Raw genomic sequence first — 15,004 nt, forward strand, 5'->3', positions numbered from 1 at the left:
GATGAGGAGAGCATAGCGCCGCTTCGCAAGGCGGCGCGCACCGGACCGTTCAGCCGTCCCAGGCCGCGACAGGCTTGCGGCTGCGCGCCGCAGGCAGTGCGCACAAGGCGGGCGAACGGGCGCGCAATTCGCGCATCAGGCCGTCGACCAGGAAAGGCGCGTGGCGGCCCACGGTGGCGGTATCGAGCCGGGCACCCTGGACATGGGCGCGGAATACGCGCGCCTCGTCCAGTTCGACCAGGGGCAGCGTGGCAAGGGTGTCAGTCGTGGCGTGCGGCGGCACGGCGTAGAAGCGCAGGCGGAACTGGCGGTCGAGCCGGATGCTGCCGTTGAGGAAGCGGTCGGCGCCTACGTCGAACAGCACTTGCACGACGATGTGCGCGGCGCGGCCGGCGATCTCATCCTGGTTCTTCCTGCGGCGTGGCCCGAACAGGCGGGAGAGCATCTCCATCGCTTCGCTCCTGGTTTTTGTTCTTGTCGACATCCCATAAAACATACTAACAGTACGTTTCTTCGCTGGCAATTTATGGGGCCGGGAGTGTTGTAAAAACCCATGCTAGAATGGCCCGGTGAAGACGCTCGCCCGTACCCTCCTCGTCTGGTTCGTCCTGCTCGCCATTCCCTTCCAGGGATTCGCTGCGGCGGCGACGGCCTGCGCGCACGGGATGGCGCCGGGCGCCGCGACCCCATCGACGATTCCGAAGCACGAAGGCCACGACGGGCACGCAGCCAAGCCGCCCTGCCACCAGCAGGCGGCGCAGGCCGGCAGCCAGCACGACGCGGGCGGCGGCGACGCACAGCCCCACCAGGAGAAATGCGGCAACTGCTCCGCATGCTCGGTCGGCGCCGCCATGGCGCCTGCTTCATCGGGTCCGTCCCCGGATTGCTGTCCATGCAGTTGCTGCCCCTGCGCCGCACCCGCCCGGGTCGCAGCGATCGATCCCGAGCTGCCGGAACGGCCTCCCCGCACCCTCCTCGCCTGATCCGCCCGGCCGCCATTGCATGCGGCCGCTCCGTATTCGACCGAACGAGGATTGCATGTTCCACCCCTTACTTACCGCCTGCGCCGCCGCGTTGGCGCTCGCCAGTTTTCACGCCGCTGCCGCTCCTGCCCGCCCCGACGATGCGGCGGCCGTCGTGCCGGAGACACGCTACCGCTCCCCTGGCGCGTACAAGCGTCCCGAACCGCGGGCCGCCACGCCCGACCGCCACTGGATCGAGGCCAACCGCACGGTAGCCGGCTACAACTCCATGATGCTGACGATGCCGGAACGCCCGGCGCCACGGCCATCCGAGCCTCCCCAGCCTGCGGCAAAGCCGGCCCATGACCCTGGCGCGCACGCCGGCCACGACAAGAAAGGACACCACTGATGCGCGGATCCACGCTCTCGCTGGCCTGCCTTGCATTCCTGCTGTCCGGCTGCGCAACGACCAGCCCCGATGACGCTGCCGCCGCCGTCGCCGGCCTGGTGCAGCAGCGCACCGGCGCCACGCCGCGCCTGACCGGCGCCGACGGCGAGCTACTTGCCCAGGAAATCGACGCGCTGCTCAAGGACCCGGTGTCGATGGACACGGCGGTGCAGATCGGCGTGCTCAACCATTCCGGACTGCAGGCCACCTATTGGGAAGTCGGCGTCGCCCAGGCCGACCTGGCCCAGGCGGCGCGCCTGCGCAACCCTTCGATCGGCTTCTCGCGCCTGTCGGGCGGTGGCGAAGTCGAGATCGAGCGCTCGATTACGCTCGACCTGGCGGGCCTGCTCACCATGCCGCTGCGCCAGCGCATGGAGAGCCGCCGCTTCGAGTCGGCCAGGCTGACGGTTGCCGGCGCCATCGAGCGCCATGCGATCGACACCCGCAAGGCCTGGGTCGAGGCCGTGGCGGCGCAGCAGGCCTTGGCCTATGCACGCCAGGTCAATGCCTCGGCCGAGGCCGCGGCCGAACTGATGGGCCGCATGGTCAAGGCAGGCAATGCCAGCGCGCGGACACGGGCATTGAGCGCGCCCCCTTTTCTTGATCACCTGGGTAAAGCATGAAGAACGGATCGAACAGCGGCCTGGTGTATTCCACCGAGAGCGGGCGTATGTGCCCGGACTGCCGGCAGCCCCTTGCGCAGTGTGCGTGCAAGGCCAGGGCCGTTTCGGCAGGCGATGGCGTGGTGCGGGTATCGCGCCAGACCAAGGGCCGGGGCGGCAAGAGCGTCACGCTGGTCAAGGGGCTGGCGCTCGATGCGGCCGCACTGGCCCTGCTGGGCAAGCAGCTGCGCACGGCTTGCGGTTCGGGCGGCACGGTCAAGGATGGCGTGATCGAGGTGCAGGGCGACCATTGCGACCTGGTGATGGCGGCGCTCGAGAAGCTGGGACATCATCCGAAACGTGCCGGCGGCTGAAGCGACGAGACGGTGCATTGCAACGAACCCGCCACCTTCCCCATGAAGGTCGGGGCGGCTTAGCGCCCTTGCACATCCGCCATGCCCGGCGCCGCTCTCCTCGGGTGCCAGAGTAAGCTGCTGTTACGCGGCCGGCCCCGGCCCGCTTTCCTTGCCGCGCACGTCAACCCGCAAAGGAGCATCGCATGGCCCGTCATCCAGGCATCTTCCCGACCTTCTTCCTGTCCGGCTTCGAATGCTCGAATTTCTTGTGGAACAACGGCGTGCGGCGCAACCTGGTGGCGGAAACCGGGCATGACCGCCATGCGGCCGAGGATTACCGCGTCCTGAGCGAACTGGGCATCGCGGTGGCGCGGGAAGGCATTCCGTGGCCCACCGTGGACAAGGGTGGCGCGTACGACTTCTCGTGCGTCGATCCGTTTATCCAGGCCATGAACGCATCGAAGGTCCTGCCGATCTGGGACCTCTGCCACTATGGCTATCCGGACGACCTCGACCCGTTTTCAGACGCTTTTGTCAGCCGTTTCGCTGCCTATTGCCGCGCTTGCGCCGAGTACGTGGTGCCGAAGGTGCGCGGCCCGCACTTCTTCACGCCGATCAACGAGATCACCTTCTTTTCCTTCTGCGGCGGCGAATGGGGCTGGGCCGCACCCTACCAGTGCAGCCGGGAAGACCGCACGCGCCTGCTGCTGGCGCTATCGCGAGCGGCGATCGCCGGCGTCAAGGCGATCCGGGAAGTCGATCCGGAAGCGCGCATGGTGCACGTCGATCCGCTGGTGTGGGTGGTGGCGCCGCGCGACCGCCCGGACCAAATCGAGGCCGCGCGCCACGAGACCCATGTCGACACCTTCCTGGCCTGGGACATCCTGTGCGGGCGCGAGCATCCCGAATTCGGCGGCTCGCCCGAGATCCTCGATATCGTCGGCGCCAACGCCTATTCCTTCGGTCAGATGGAATACCGCGAGTCGGGTCCGCACGCGCCTCTCAAGCCCGGCGACGACCGCATTGCGCCGCTGTGCGACATGCTGGAGCTGGTCTGGAAACGCTACCGGCGGCCGATCGTCATTGGCGAGACCAGCGGCCTTGGGCATGGGCGCGCCAGCTGGCTCAGGGACGTGATGGAGGAATCGCTGGCCGCGGTGCGCCGGGGCATCGACCTGCAGGGGATTTGCCTGTTCCCGGCGGTCGACATGCCCGACTGGCATACCGGCGAGTGGGTGAACAACGGCATCTGCGACGTGTTTGCGGAGGACGGGGACCTGAAGCGGGTTCCTCACCAGGGCTATGTCGATGAATTGCGTCGCTGGCAAAAGGAGCTGAACCGGGTTACCCGGCTGGATGAAGACCCCTTCAGCGACCCGGTGGAACTGCAGGACGTGATCGACGCGGCGCACCGGCTCGACCACCAGCCGGACAAGGACTGGTCCTGAGGGCTTCCGCGCCAGGCGCCAATCCGCATCATCCCCGCTGCATCACAGCCTGCGCAGCAGGTCGATCAGCTCCTGCGGCGCCACCGGCTTGGTGAAATGCTCGTCGAAGCCCGCCGCCAGCGAGGCGGCGCGGTCTTCCTTGCGACCGCGCCCGGTCACCGCGACCATGTAGGGGCGCGGCGAGCGGTGCGACAGCGCAGCCGCCACTTCGAGCCCGTCCATCTCCGGCATCCCCAGGTCGAGCACCGCGATATCGGCCGGCCGCTCGTTATACATCCGCAAGGCGGCGGCGCCGTCGTGCACGACGTCGACGGTCGCGCCCTCCGAGCGCAGCAGCCAGGCCAGCGAATCGGCGGCGTCGACATTGTCGTCCGCGATCAGGATGGTCTTGGACAGGCCGGGCACGCCGCCGCTTCCGGCTTCGACCGCGCCAATTCCCTCGGGCGGGCGGATCGTCGGCAGGCGCACCGTGAAGCTCGATCCGTGGCCGGGACCGGCGCTGTGCGCATCGATGCGGCCGCCGTGCAGTTCGACCAGGCCCTTGGCCAGCGACAGCCCGATCCCCAGCCCGCCCTGGGCCAGGTGGCTGGCACTGCTCACCTGCACGAAGGCGTCGAACACGCGGGCCAGCATGCTTGGCTCGATGCCGATGCCGTTGTCGCGCACGCGCACCAGCGCTTCCCCGCCCTCCTGTTTGAGGGTGAGTTCGATCTGGCCGGCGGGCGGCGTGTACTTGGCGGCGTTGTTGATCAGGTTGGCCAGCACCTGGGTCATGCGCAGCGCGTCGGCCTCGACCCACAGCGGCTCGTCGCACAGCTTGAGCGCCACCTGGTGGCGGCCGGCTTCGATCAGGGGCATGCTGGTCTGCAGGGTGTCGCGCAGCAGGCGCCCGAGCTCGAGCGGCGCGCGGCGCAGGTCGATCTTGCCGCGGCTGATGCGCGATACGTCGAGCAGGTCGTCGAGCAGGCGCGACATCTGGGCGGTCTGGCGGCCTATCATGGCGGCGATCCATTCGATGCGGTCCGGGGCCAGGTGCTTGCTGCGCAGGAGCGAGGCGGCGTTGGCGATCGGCGCCAGCGGGTTGCGCAACTCGTGCGCCAGCGTGGCGATGTAGATGTCCTTGCGGCGGTCGGCTTCGGTCAGGCCGTCCATCGCTTCCTCGCGTTCGCTCACGTCCAGCACCAGCGAGAACACCTTGTCGATATCGCCCTGCTCGTCGTACAGCACCGAGTTGTACCATTCGCAGCGCAGGGTGCGCCCGTCGCGGGTGCGGTTGCGGTTGCACGACTTGACGTATTTGGTGGCCGAATCGATCAGGCGTCCCATCGTCATCGCCACCTTGCCGGCGTCGTCTTCGTGGATCACCGGCAGGCCGTCGATGCGCTGGCCGATCGCTTCCTGCGCGGTCCAGCCGAACAGTTCTTCGGCGCGCCGGTTCCACAGGCGGATCACGAAGTTGCGGTCCCACTCGATCACGGCCAGCGGCGTGTTTTCGATCAGGTACCTGGCCTGGTCGAGTGCGCTCGCCAGCGCCACGCTGGCCGCGGTGCGCTCGGTGATGTCGTCGAGGACGATGACGGCCGCCGCCAGGTCGGCCGCGCCGTCGCGCAGGGGCGCACCGCTGACCGTGAACATGCGGCGTCCGTCGCCTGCCACGCTTTCGAGCATCGCATCGCGGAACGGCAGGCCTGCAATCGCGCGCCGCACCGGCTCGCCGATCAGCGACAGCATGGCCTCGGGGCCGGGCTTGCTGCCCTTCCCGGTATGGGCAAAGCGCGCCGCCATGCGTTCGGCCTGGTCGTTCGCCATTACGCAATGGCCTTCGCTGTCGACGATCAGGACCCCGTCCGGCAGTTGCTGCAGCACGGAGCCGAGCAGGCTTTGCCACTGGGCGCGCGAGCGCGTCTCGATCATCTCTTCGAAGGTGTCGCGCAGGCGCGCATGGAGCGCGATGTTGTCGATGGCGACGGCGCCGAGCACGAACAGCGAGGCAGCGAGGCCGTACAAGCGGCCGGTGTAGTAGCCGAGATCATAACTCCCGCTGTTGAACAGGCAGGACAGCAGTATTTCGAACACCCATGCGGTCATCGCGACGATCAGCCAGACGTCCAGCACGGCGCGCGGACGCTTGGAGCCCAGCTTCCACAAGGCCAGCAGCGGCAGCGCCAGCACCCCCAGGCTGATCCAGCGATAGGCGCCCAGGAAGCTGTGGTCCGCGACCACGTCCGGCAGGTAGCGCACGCCGGCAGTGCAGGCCAGCACCAGCAGCACCACGAACAGGCCGGTCAGCAGCGTCCCGAACCGCATGAAATGCGGCGGCAGCGGACGCCGGTAGCTACGGGTGTAGGCGAGGACGAAGATGGGGAACAGCGCATGCCACAGCAGGAACAGCCAGGGAGTCGTCTGGCTGCTCCCGCCCAGCACGCCGTGGGCCGAGAACAGGCCCGGGTAGGTCAGCATGTGCGCCAGGGCGATCAGCGCGGTGAACAGGTAGCCCAGGGTGAGGATGCCGAGCGACCAGGAGCGGCTGGTATGTACGTGGCCGAGCAGGAGGACGCCGGTCAACAGGTTGCTGCCAATGAGGATAGCCTGGTACACCGGAAGGAATGCCGGGGCCGCGGGCATCGTCATGCCGGCAACCGGCGCCAGTAGCGCGAAGATCATCGACAGGAAAACGAGGACGCCAAGGACAGTACGAAGCTGTCGCCGTGTGGGGGGGTGTTTCGCGAGATCAGCTGGTTCTGCCAGAACACCGTATCGCATGGATCATCCCGATGGAATGCTACTGAGGAGGTCGTGCCCCGCTTCTCTTTATGACTCTGCATCGATATCGTGCAGTTATTGAATCTCCATCAAAAATATAGCTCATAAATACATTTTGGGGACAGTTATTTTCTTGGCACGATAAAAAGGCGACACAGCGACTCTTTTTCTTGTCAGCGTAGTGCGCCTGCTGTATCGGATGCCTACGCGACCTTCGCCGGATAACCGGCCGCGCCGATGGCGGCAACCAGCAGCCCGGTCGCCGCGCCACTGTCGATCGTCACCCGCTTCGAAGGCAAGTCGACGTTGACCTTCGCCGCCGCGTCGATACCCTGCACCGCCTGGGTGACCCGCCCCACGCAATGCCCGCAGCTCATGCCGTCCACCGTCAGTTCAATCATCGTGCTTCCTCCTGGTATTGCGGGCGCTTCGGCCCAACTGGTTGAAAGGCCTGGCGCCGGGCGCCAGCGGCGCAGCAGCAGCGCATTCGCGACCACGCTCACCGAACTTAGCGCCATCGCAGCGCCGGCCAGCACCGGGTCGAGCCGCCCGAAAGCAGCAAGCGGGATGCCGACCAGGTTGTAGACGAAGGCCCAGCCCAGGTTCTGGCGTATCTTGGCATAGGTCCGCTGCGACACCGCGACCGCATCGGCCACCAGGCCAGGGTCGCCGCGCATCAGCGTGATGCCGGCCGCGTGCATGGCGGCGTCGAGGCCGGCCATGGCGATGCCGACATCGGCAGCGGCCAGCGCCGGCGCGTCGTTGATACCGTCGCCGACCATCGCCACCTTGCGCCCGCCCTGCTTGAATTCTCCCACCAGCCGCGCCTTGTCGGCGGGCAGGACGCCGGCGTGGTAGCGCGCGATCCCGACCTGGCCTGCGACCGCGCGCGCCGCGCCTTCGTTGTCGCCGGTGAGCATGACCGACTCGATGCCCATCGCCTGCAGGCGCGCCACCGCGGCCGCGGCGCCCGGCTTGACCGCGTCACCGAAGGCCAGCAGGCCCACGGCGCGGGCCTCACCCCTGGCGCCCACGGCCAGCCAGGACACGGTGCGCCCCAGGTCTTCGTGCGCCTGCGCAGCGGCCTGCAAGGAGCCGGTACCGGCGCCCAGTTCCGCCATCAGGCGCGCGTTCCCGAGATGGACCGTGGCGCCGCCGACATCGGCGTGCGCGCCGCGTCCCGGCAGAGCACCAGCTGCGGTCGCCGGCAGCAAGGCCATGCCGCGCTCCTGTGCGGCCCGCACGACCGCCGCTGCCAGCGGGTGGGCGCTGTATTGCTGCACGGCGCAGGCCAGCGCCAGCACGCGATCCGGATCGCCGCCCTCGACCGCCACAACGCGCGGCCGGCCCTCGGTCAGGGTGCCGGTCTTGTCGAACACCACCACGTCCAGCGCATGCGCGGTCTCGAGCGCCTCGGCGTCCTTGACCAGGATGCCGAGGCGCGCCGCCACACCGGTGCCGACCATGATCGAAGTGGGCGTGGCCAGGCCGAGCGCGCAGGGACAGGCGATCACCAGCACTGCGACTGCATTGAGCAGCGCCGCCTGCCAGTCGCCGGTCCACAGGCCCCAGCCCAGCAGCGTCGCGAATGCCGCCAGCAGCACGGCCGGCACGAACACCGCGCTGACGCGGTCGACCAGGCGCTGGATCGGCGCCTTGACCGCCTGTGCCTGTTCCACCAGCCGGATGATCTGCGCCAGCATGGTCGCGCTGCCCACCGCCGTCGCCCGCACCAGCAGCAGCCCGTCCGCGTTGACCGCACCGCCCGTGACGTGCTCGCCCACGCCCTTCGCCACCGGCATGCTTTCGCCGGTGAGCAGGGATTCATCGAGGTGGCTGCGCCCTGCTTCGACGATGCCGTCGGCTGGCACGCGCTGGCCGGGCCGCACCACCATCAGGTCGCCCTCGCGCAGTGCCTCGAGCGCGATGCTCATGTCCACGCCGTCGCGCCGCACCAGTGCTTCACTGGGCCGCAGCGCTTCCAGCGCCCGGATCGCCGCCACCGCCCCGTGCTTGGCGCGGCCCTCCAGCCATTTGCCCAGCAGGACCAGGGTGATGATGATGGCCGAGGATTCGAAATACAGGTGGGGCGTCCCGTGCCGGCCGTGCCGCAGGAGCAGGTAGAGCGACAGGCCGTAGGCGGCGCTGGTGCCGAGGGCCACCAGCAGGTCCATGTTGCCGCTGCCCGCGCGCAGCGCCTTCCAGCCGGCGCGGTAGAAGCGCGCGCCGAGCCAGAACTGCACCGGGGTGGCCAGGACCAGCTGCAGCCATCCCGGCAGCATCCAATGCAACCCGAAGAGTTGCGCGATCATCGGCGCGCCCAGGGGCACGCTCAGGAGTCCCGCGGCGGCTACCGGCCACCAGGGCGGCAGGCGGTCGGCGGCGCGAAGCGCAGCTGGAACTGAGGCGTCGGAGGCGTCATAGCCGGCCTGGCGCACTGCCGCGACCAGGGCCGCGGGTGTCGCGTTGCCGCGTACGGTGGCGGTGTCAAGCGCCAGGTTCACGGCCGCGTCGACCACGCCGGGTACGGCCAGCAAGGCTTTCTCCACCCGCCCCACGCAGGATGCGCAGGTCATGCCGCCGATGCGCAGGACCGCGTCGCCGCCCCTGCTGGAAATGGTGTTCATGTGAGCTTCTCGTTCCATACCCGACGCATATCCCTTCCCACGGTGGGAAGGTCAAGCGGCCCTTTGTCGAGCCGCCAGGGTGCGCCGCTCAGCAGGGACAATCAGCAAGGATACTTGGCCGAGCACACCCGGCCGCGGCCGGCCTTCTTGGCCCGGTACATGAACCCGTCGGCTTCCTTGAGCAGCTCGTCGGGGTGGCGCACGGCGCCGGCGCCAGCCACATCGAGGGCGATGCCAATGCTGGCGCGCACCCGCACCGCGCGGCCCGGCAGCTCCACCGGTTCGGAGATGCTGGAGATGAGCTTCTCGGCCACGGTGTGGGCATCGTCGAAGGTGTCGGCCATATCCTCCAGCAGCACCGTGAATTCGTCGCCCGACAGGCGGAATACGCTGTCGGTCTTGCGCACGCCCTGGCGCAGCCGTTCGGCGATCACGCCAAGCAGGATGTCGCCGGCCTCGTGGCCCTGCGAATCGTTGACGGCCTTGAAGCCGTCCAGGTCGATGAACAGCATGCCGACCGTCTTGCCGCTGCGGCCCGCACGCGCTTGCGCCAGCGGCACCGACTCCATCAGCGCGCGCCGGTTCAGCAGGCCGGTGAGCATGTCGTGGCGGCTTTCGTATTCGCGCTTGGCCTGTTCCTGCTTGCGCTCGGTGATGTCGTGCAGGAAGGCGCTGAACATGATGCGGCCGTTGACCTCGAGGGCGCGTATACGTACCTCCACGGTCAGGGTGCTGCCGTCGCGCCGCACGGCCGGCAGTTCCAGGCGCTGGTCGACCACGGTGGCGGTGCGGGTGGAGAGGTAGCGCTGCATGCCGTTGCGGTGGCGCTCGTGGAATTCCGGCGGGATGATCAGCTCTTCCAGCGCCCGGCCCAGCGCCTCGGCGCGCGACCAGCCGAAGGTTTCCTCGGCCTGGCGGTTCCAGGCGGTGACGATACCCGCTTCGTCCAGGCCGATGTAGGCATCGTTCGCGTTCTCGACCACGCTCCTGATCTCGGCCTCACGCGCGCGCAGTTCCTGCTCCGCGACGCGCTGGCGTTCGGCGGCATCGAGCAGCAGGCGGTTGGCTTCCTGCAGCTCGGCGGTGCGTTCGGCCACCCGGCGTTCGAGATCGGTATTGAGCGCGCCGATATCCTGCTGCGCACGTTTTTGTGCGTCGATGTCCTTGATGACCGCGACGTTGTACTCGACCCGGCCCTGCGCATTGCGCTTGGGCGAGACGTTCAGGTTGATCCAGACCGTGCTGCCGTCCTTGCGGATATAGCGCTTCTCCATCTGGTGCTGGGCGATGTCGCCGCGCGCCAGCGCCTGGAGCTGGTCGACGTCGCGGCTGATGTCGTCCGGATGGGTGATCTGCTGGAAGGTCAGACCCCACAGTTCTTCTTCGGTGTAGCCGACGATGTCGCACAAGGCCTTGTTGACGCTGATCCAGCCGCCATCGGGCGCCACCAGGGCGATGCCGACGCTGGCGATATCGAAGATGGTGCGGAAGCGCGCCTCGCTCGCGCCCAGCACGTCGCTGGAGCGCTCGAGATGGTCGCGCGCCACCGCCATGCGTTCGCGGGACTGCACTTCCTTGGTCAGGATCGCAGCCAGGTCGTCCAGCACCTCGGCCTGGTCCTGGCTCAGTTCACGCGGCCGCGAATCGATCGCGCACAGCGTACCGATCGCCAGGCCCGCCGTGGTGCGGATCGGCACGCCGGCATAGAAACGGACGTTCGGCGCATCCTTGACCAGCGGATTGTCGCTGAAGCGCGGGTCCAGGGAGGCATCGTTCACCACCAGCGGCTCGCTCATCCCGATCGCATGGGCGCAGAAGGCATGCTCGCGCGGCGTTTCCGGCGCATCCAGGCCAACCCGCGACTTGAACCACTGGCGGTCGGCATCGACCAGCGAAAACAGGGCGATCGGCACGCCCAGCAAGCGGCTGGCCAGCCTTGTGACGCGGTCGAACACGGGTTCGGGGGGCGTATCGAGCAGTTTGAGCGCGTCGAGCAGCGACAGTCGGTCAAGTTCGTCCGGTGGCAATGGGGCAGCAGGCATAAGCGTCCGTCAGGGTCAGGGGAGCAGCATATGCACTGCCCATAGCTTAGACTTTAACAGAAGCGCAATTGCCGACACAAAATTACTGTGTTCCGGAGACCAAGAATGTGTCGTAAATGAGCATATGCGTGACAATTAAACCCTTGCCGCGTGCCTATAATAAGAAACAGACCGTTTCAGGGAACCATCATGCGAATCTTGCCCCGGCTTTTGCTGCTGCCCGCAGTATGCTGCGCCTTCCTGCCCGTGCCCGTCATGGCGGCGGAAGCTGGTGCCGACGAGCCGGTGCGCACCGTCTCCGCCACTGCCGGCGTGCGCGAAGCCGAGCGCCTGCGCGCCGTGGCGCTCGGGCAGCGCGACATCGACGTGTTGCGGCGCCTGATCAGCGGCGACTATTACCACGTCGAGAGCAACGGCCGGGTGCGCAGCAAGACCGAGTTCCTGCAGGCGCTGGCGCGCAACGAGTTCCGCCTGCGCGACTATGGCGTGGACGATATGGAAATCAATATGGTGGACCAGGGTGGCACCGCCATCGTGACCGGGACCTACCGCGTCACCGTGGAAGAGCGCCAGGCGGCCCAGCCGAAGCGCGGCCGCTATGTACGCATCTGGACCCGGCATCCCGAAGGCTGGCGCAACGCGCTGCACCAGAGCACCGAGATCCGGCCGGTCGCTCCCTGAGCTTCACGCGCCCGGGACCGTCGTTCGGCGCCGGCATCAGGCCATGCTGACGGCGCCGCGCAGGAGCGCGTCCATCCGGTCGATCTGGTAGGGCTTCGGCAGGCTCAGGTAAGGATGCCCGCCCTCGGGCGCCGCCACCTCGCCGGAGCCGGAGGCGATCACCACGTTCAGCGACGGCTCCAGCCTGCGCAGCGCGCCGGCCAGTTCCAGGCCCGACATGCCGGGCAAATGAACATCGGTCACCAGCGCGTCGAAGCAACCCGGCTGGAATGCCGCCGCCGCTTCTTCGGCGCTGCCTACTGCCCTTACCTGGTGCCCGAGCATGCCGAGGAGTTCCTGCAGCAGCATGCGGTTATCCGGGTCGTCCTCGACCACCAGCAGCCGCAGTCCATCGGCGCGCTGCGCCTCCGCTCTGGTGCCCATGGCGCCGATGGCGCCATCGGCTGCAGGCTGCGCGACCGATGCGCTGGCCTGGCGCAGGCCTTCGACCTGGCGCGTATTCGCAAAGACGTGCCTGATCTTGCGGGCCAGGTCGTCCGCGCGGTAAGGCTTGCTGATGAGTTCAACGCCCGGGTCGAGCCGTCCACCGTGCACGATCGCATTGCGCGTGTAGCCCGAGGTAAACAGCACCGAAATGGCCGGATGCAAATCTTTAGCGATGCGCGCCAGTTCGGGACTGCGCACCGCGCCCGGCATCACGACGTCGGTAAACAGCATGTCGATGCGTGCGTGCTCCTCCAGCACGGCCACCGCCGCATCGCCGTTGTCGGCGCGCAGCACGCGGTAGCCCAGCGCCGTCAGCATGTCGACCGCGGTAGCCTGCACCGCCAGGTCGTCCTCGACCACCAGCACGATTTCGCTACCGCCGACGACCTCGCCGACCGCCATGTTGAATTGCTGCTCTTCGGCCTGGTGCGAGCGTGGCAGGTAGATCTTGATGGTGGTGCCGGAACCGACTTCGCTGTAGATCTTGATGTGGCCACTGCTTTGCTTGACGAAGCCGAAGGCCATCGAGAGGCCCAGGCCAGTGCCCTCGCCTTCGCGCTTGGTCGTGAAGAAGGGCTCGAAGGCGCGCGCCACCACGTCGGGCGGCATGCCGCAGCCGGTATCGGAGATCGCCAGCATCACGTACTGGCCGGCCACCACTTCCTGCTCGTTGGCGGCGTAGTGCTCGTCCAGCATCGCATTGCCCAGTTCGAGCGTCAGCTTGCCGTGGCCTTTCATTGCGTCGCGCGCATTGATGGCCAGGTTGAGCACGACATTTTCCAGCTGGTTCGGGTCGACCAGCGTATTCCACAGGCCGCCGGTCACCGCGGTTTCGACTTCCACGGTTTCGCCCAGGGCGCGGCGCAGCATGTCGTCCATGTCGCGCAGCACGCGGCCAAGGTCGGTCGGCGCAGGCTGCAGGGGCTGGCGCCGCGCGAAGGCCAGCAGCTGGGAGGCCAGCTTGGCGCCGCGCTCGGTCGCATACCTGGCTGTTTCCAGGCGCCGCTGGGCGGCCGCGTCTTCCGGCAGCGTCATGCCCAGCAGTTGCAGGTTGCCGTTGATGACCTGCAGGACGTTATTGAAGTCGTGCGCGACCCCGCCGGTGAGCTGGCCGATGGCTTCCATCTTCTGCGACTGGTGCAGCTGCTCGTTGGCTTTGGCGAGTTCCAGCGAACGTGCCGCAATGCGCTCTTCGAGCGAGGCATTCAGCTCGTTCAGGGCCTGCTCGACCTTGGCGCGCTCGGCGATCTCGTGGGTGAGCGATACGTTGCTCTGCTCAAGCCGCGCGGCATGCTGGCCGATCTCGGCCAGCATCGAATTGAAGGCGTCCACCAGCATGCCGGTTTCGTCCTCGGTGGTCTTGCTCACGCGCTGGGAAAAATCGCGCCGCGTGATCAGTTCGCGTACCGCCCGGGTCATGGCCTTCACCGGCATGGTGACGGCGGCCTGCAGCCAGCCCGCAGCCAGCGCGGCCACCGCCAGGCTGACCGCCAGCGCCGCGCCAAACATTTTCAGGCCGCGTTCGACGCGCACGTCCAGCGGATAGGCCGAACGCAGGTAAATCGTACCGACCTTGTCCTTCCCGCGCAGGATCGGGCGGAAGATGTGCAGGTCGTTTCCGTCGATGATGTGGCCGGTGGCGCTGGGCCGGCCCGGCGGCGACAGTGCCTGCGGCTGGTCGGCGCTGGTATACGACACGAACAGCGTTCCGTCGGCGCGGTAGATCGCCGCCGCGTGCACGTTGGGCCGCGCCCCAAGGCGGGCCAGCGTGGCTTCGGCGCTCGGCTTGTCTTCGAATTCCAGCGCGGCGGTGCTCACCTGGGCCAGGATGTCGGCCTGCGAACCCAGTTCTTCCAGCACGCTGGTGCGGAAATCGTTGATGTCGTAGGCCAGGTTGGCCAGGCCGGAGACGAAGACGGCGGTGAAGGTGGTGGCCATGACGGCCACCATGAATTTGCGCGAGATGGAGCGCCGGATCGAGCTGAACATGGTTGTTATTTTTCCCGGACGACGTTCGCCGCCAGTGCCAGCAGTTGGGAGCTGATTTTCAGGCCGCTTTTTGCGGCCGACTCCAGCGAGATATCGAAGCGGATACGCTCGTCGGCGACGTGGAAATTGATGACGCTGCCGCGCGCGAGCGCGCCCTCGGTTTCGCTCACGACCAGGATCGAGCGCGCGCCCGCCTGCCCCACCATGGCGCTTGATCGCGCGAACCAGGCGTCGCCGACGTACAGGATGTGGATGCCGTCGAGCGAGTCGCCTCCGCGCAAGCGGCGCACGGCCAGCGTGGCCTTGGCCGGGTCGCGCACGCTCGAGAGCTTCATCAGGTTGTCGGCCACCTCGTCGGCGCCGATGATGCCGATCACGGTGAGTGTCCCGGCGGGCGGCGCCGCGCGCGCCGGCCATTCGACGTAATGGCGCAGCTTCGACAAATAGGCGGCCTTGACCGCTTCTTCGGTCGGCGCGCCGAACTGCGCCTGGGCTGCGCCCGCAGCCAGCCAGGCCAGCGCGAACAACACCGGCACCAGCAGCGGCACGAGCAGCTTCGCCATGCGCATCGCGAACAGCTTGTCTCCAGGGCGGTTCATG

Annotated in this window: 12 protein-coding genes; 6 read left to right on the forward strand and 6 right to left on the reverse strand. The window is 67.8% G+C overall.

All coding sequences use genetic code 11. The features are described 5' to 3' along the window. Positions 1–49: 49 nt before the first annotated feature. Complete coding sequence (locus HGB41_RS09860) at positions 50–451, reverse strand: hypothetical protein (protein ID WP_171083756.1); 402 nt, start codon at positions 449–451, stop codon at positions 50–52. Between the two features lie 118 nt (positions 452–569). Between HGB41_RS09860 and HGB41_RS09865 the strand changes: the two genes are divergently transcribed. The 5 genes from HGB41_RS09865 (at position 570) to HGB41_RS09885 (ending at position 3,816) form a co-directional block, all read left to right on the forward strand. Next, entirely contained in the window at positions 570–983 is a 414-nt protein-coding gene (locus tag HGB41_RS09865) for a hypothetical protein (protein WP_171083758.1), read from the forward strand. Between the two features lie 55 nt (positions 984–1,038). Then, complete coding sequence (locus tag HGB41_RS09870) at positions 1,039–1,371, forward strand: hypothetical protein (RefSeq protein ID WP_171083760.1); 333 nt, start codon at positions 1,039–1,041, stop codon at positions 1,369–1,371. After that, positions 1,371–2,033, forward strand: coding sequence for a TolC family protein (locus tag HGB41_RS09875; protein WP_171083762.1), 663 nt, complete (start codon positions 1,371–1,373; stop codon positions 2,031–2,033). Before HGB41_RS09870 ends, HGB41_RS09875 begins: the two co-directional genes overlap by 1 nt. Next, the gene (locus HGB41_RS09880) at positions 2,030–2,386 is read left to right on the forward strand and encodes a translation initiation factor Sui1 (RefSeq protein WP_171083764.1); all 357 of its coding nucleotides are present in this window, start codon (positions 2,030–2,032) and stop codon (positions 2,384–2,386) included. The genes HGB41_RS09875 and HGB41_RS09880 overlap by 4 nt, the downstream gene beginning before the upstream one ends. Before the next feature lie 185 nt (positions 2,387–2,571). Continuing rightward, positions 2,572–3,816 carry a glycoside hydrolase family protein gene (locus tag HGB41_RS09885; protein ID WP_229422961.1) on the forward strand — a complete coding sequence of 415 codons (1,245 nt, stop codon included), beginning with the start codon at positions 2,572–2,574 and terminating at the stop codon, positions 3,814–3,816. A gap of 42 nt (positions 3,817–3,858) precedes the next feature. On the opposite strand, the gene HGB41_RS09890 is transcribed toward HGB41_RS09885, so the two are convergent. The 3 genes from HGB41_RS09890 to HGB41_RS09900 all read right to left on the reverse strand — a co-directional run bounded on the left by HGB41_RS09890 (position 3,859) and on the right by HGB41_RS09900 (position 11,248). Further along, positions 3,859–6,480: an ATP-binding protein gene (locus HGB41_RS09890; RefSeq protein ID WP_171083766.1), complete on the reverse strand. Its 2,622-nt coding sequence runs from the start codon at positions 6,478–6,480 to the stop codon at positions 3,859–3,861. A gap of 302 nt (positions 6,481–6,782) precedes the next feature. Beyond that, positions 6,783–9,206 (reverse strand): heavy metal translocating P-type ATPase, encoded by a 2,424-nt coding sequence (locus tag HGB41_RS09895; RefSeq protein WP_171083768.1) that lies wholly within the window; start codon positions 9,204–9,206, stop codon positions 6,783–6,785. A gap of 101 nt (positions 9,207–9,307) precedes the next feature. Further along, on the reverse strand, positions 9,308–11,248 hold the full coding sequence (locus tag HGB41_RS09900) for a PAS domain S-box protein (protein WP_171083769.1): 1,941 nt from the start codon (positions 11,246–11,248) through the stop codon (positions 9,308–9,310). A 189-nt stretch (positions 11,249–11,437) separates the two neighbouring features. On the opposite strand from HGB41_RS09900, the gene HGB41_RS09905 reads away from it, so the two are divergent. Continuing rightward, positions 11,438–11,929, forward strand: coding sequence for a nuclear transport factor 2 family protein (locus HGB41_RS09905; RefSeq protein WP_171083771.1), 492 nt, complete (start codon positions 11,438–11,440; stop codon positions 11,927–11,929). Between the two features lie 36 nt (positions 11,930–11,965). Here HGB41_RS09905 and HGB41_RS09910 read toward each other — a convergent pair whose 3' ends face one another. Continuing rightward, a complete protein-coding gene (locus HGB41_RS09910; RefSeq protein ID WP_171083773.1) occupies positions 11,966–14,404 on the reverse strand; it encodes a sensor histidine kinase, YfiR-like protein-associated in 2,439 nt (812 codons plus the stop codon). 5 nt (positions 14,405–14,409) lie between these two features. Then, complete coding sequence (locus HGB41_RS09915; RefSeq protein WP_171083775.1) at positions 14,410–15,003, reverse strand: TOL_0243 family YfiR-like periplasmic protein; 594 nt, start codon at positions 15,001–15,003, stop codon at positions 14,410–14,412. Between the last annotated feature and the right edge of the window lies 1 nt (position 15,004).

Source organism: Telluria aromaticivorans, from assembly GCF_013003915.1.
GTDB classification, from domain to species: domain Bacteria; phylum Pseudomonadota; class Gammaproteobacteria; order Burkholderiales; family Burkholderiaceae_D; genus Telluria; species Telluria aromaticivorans.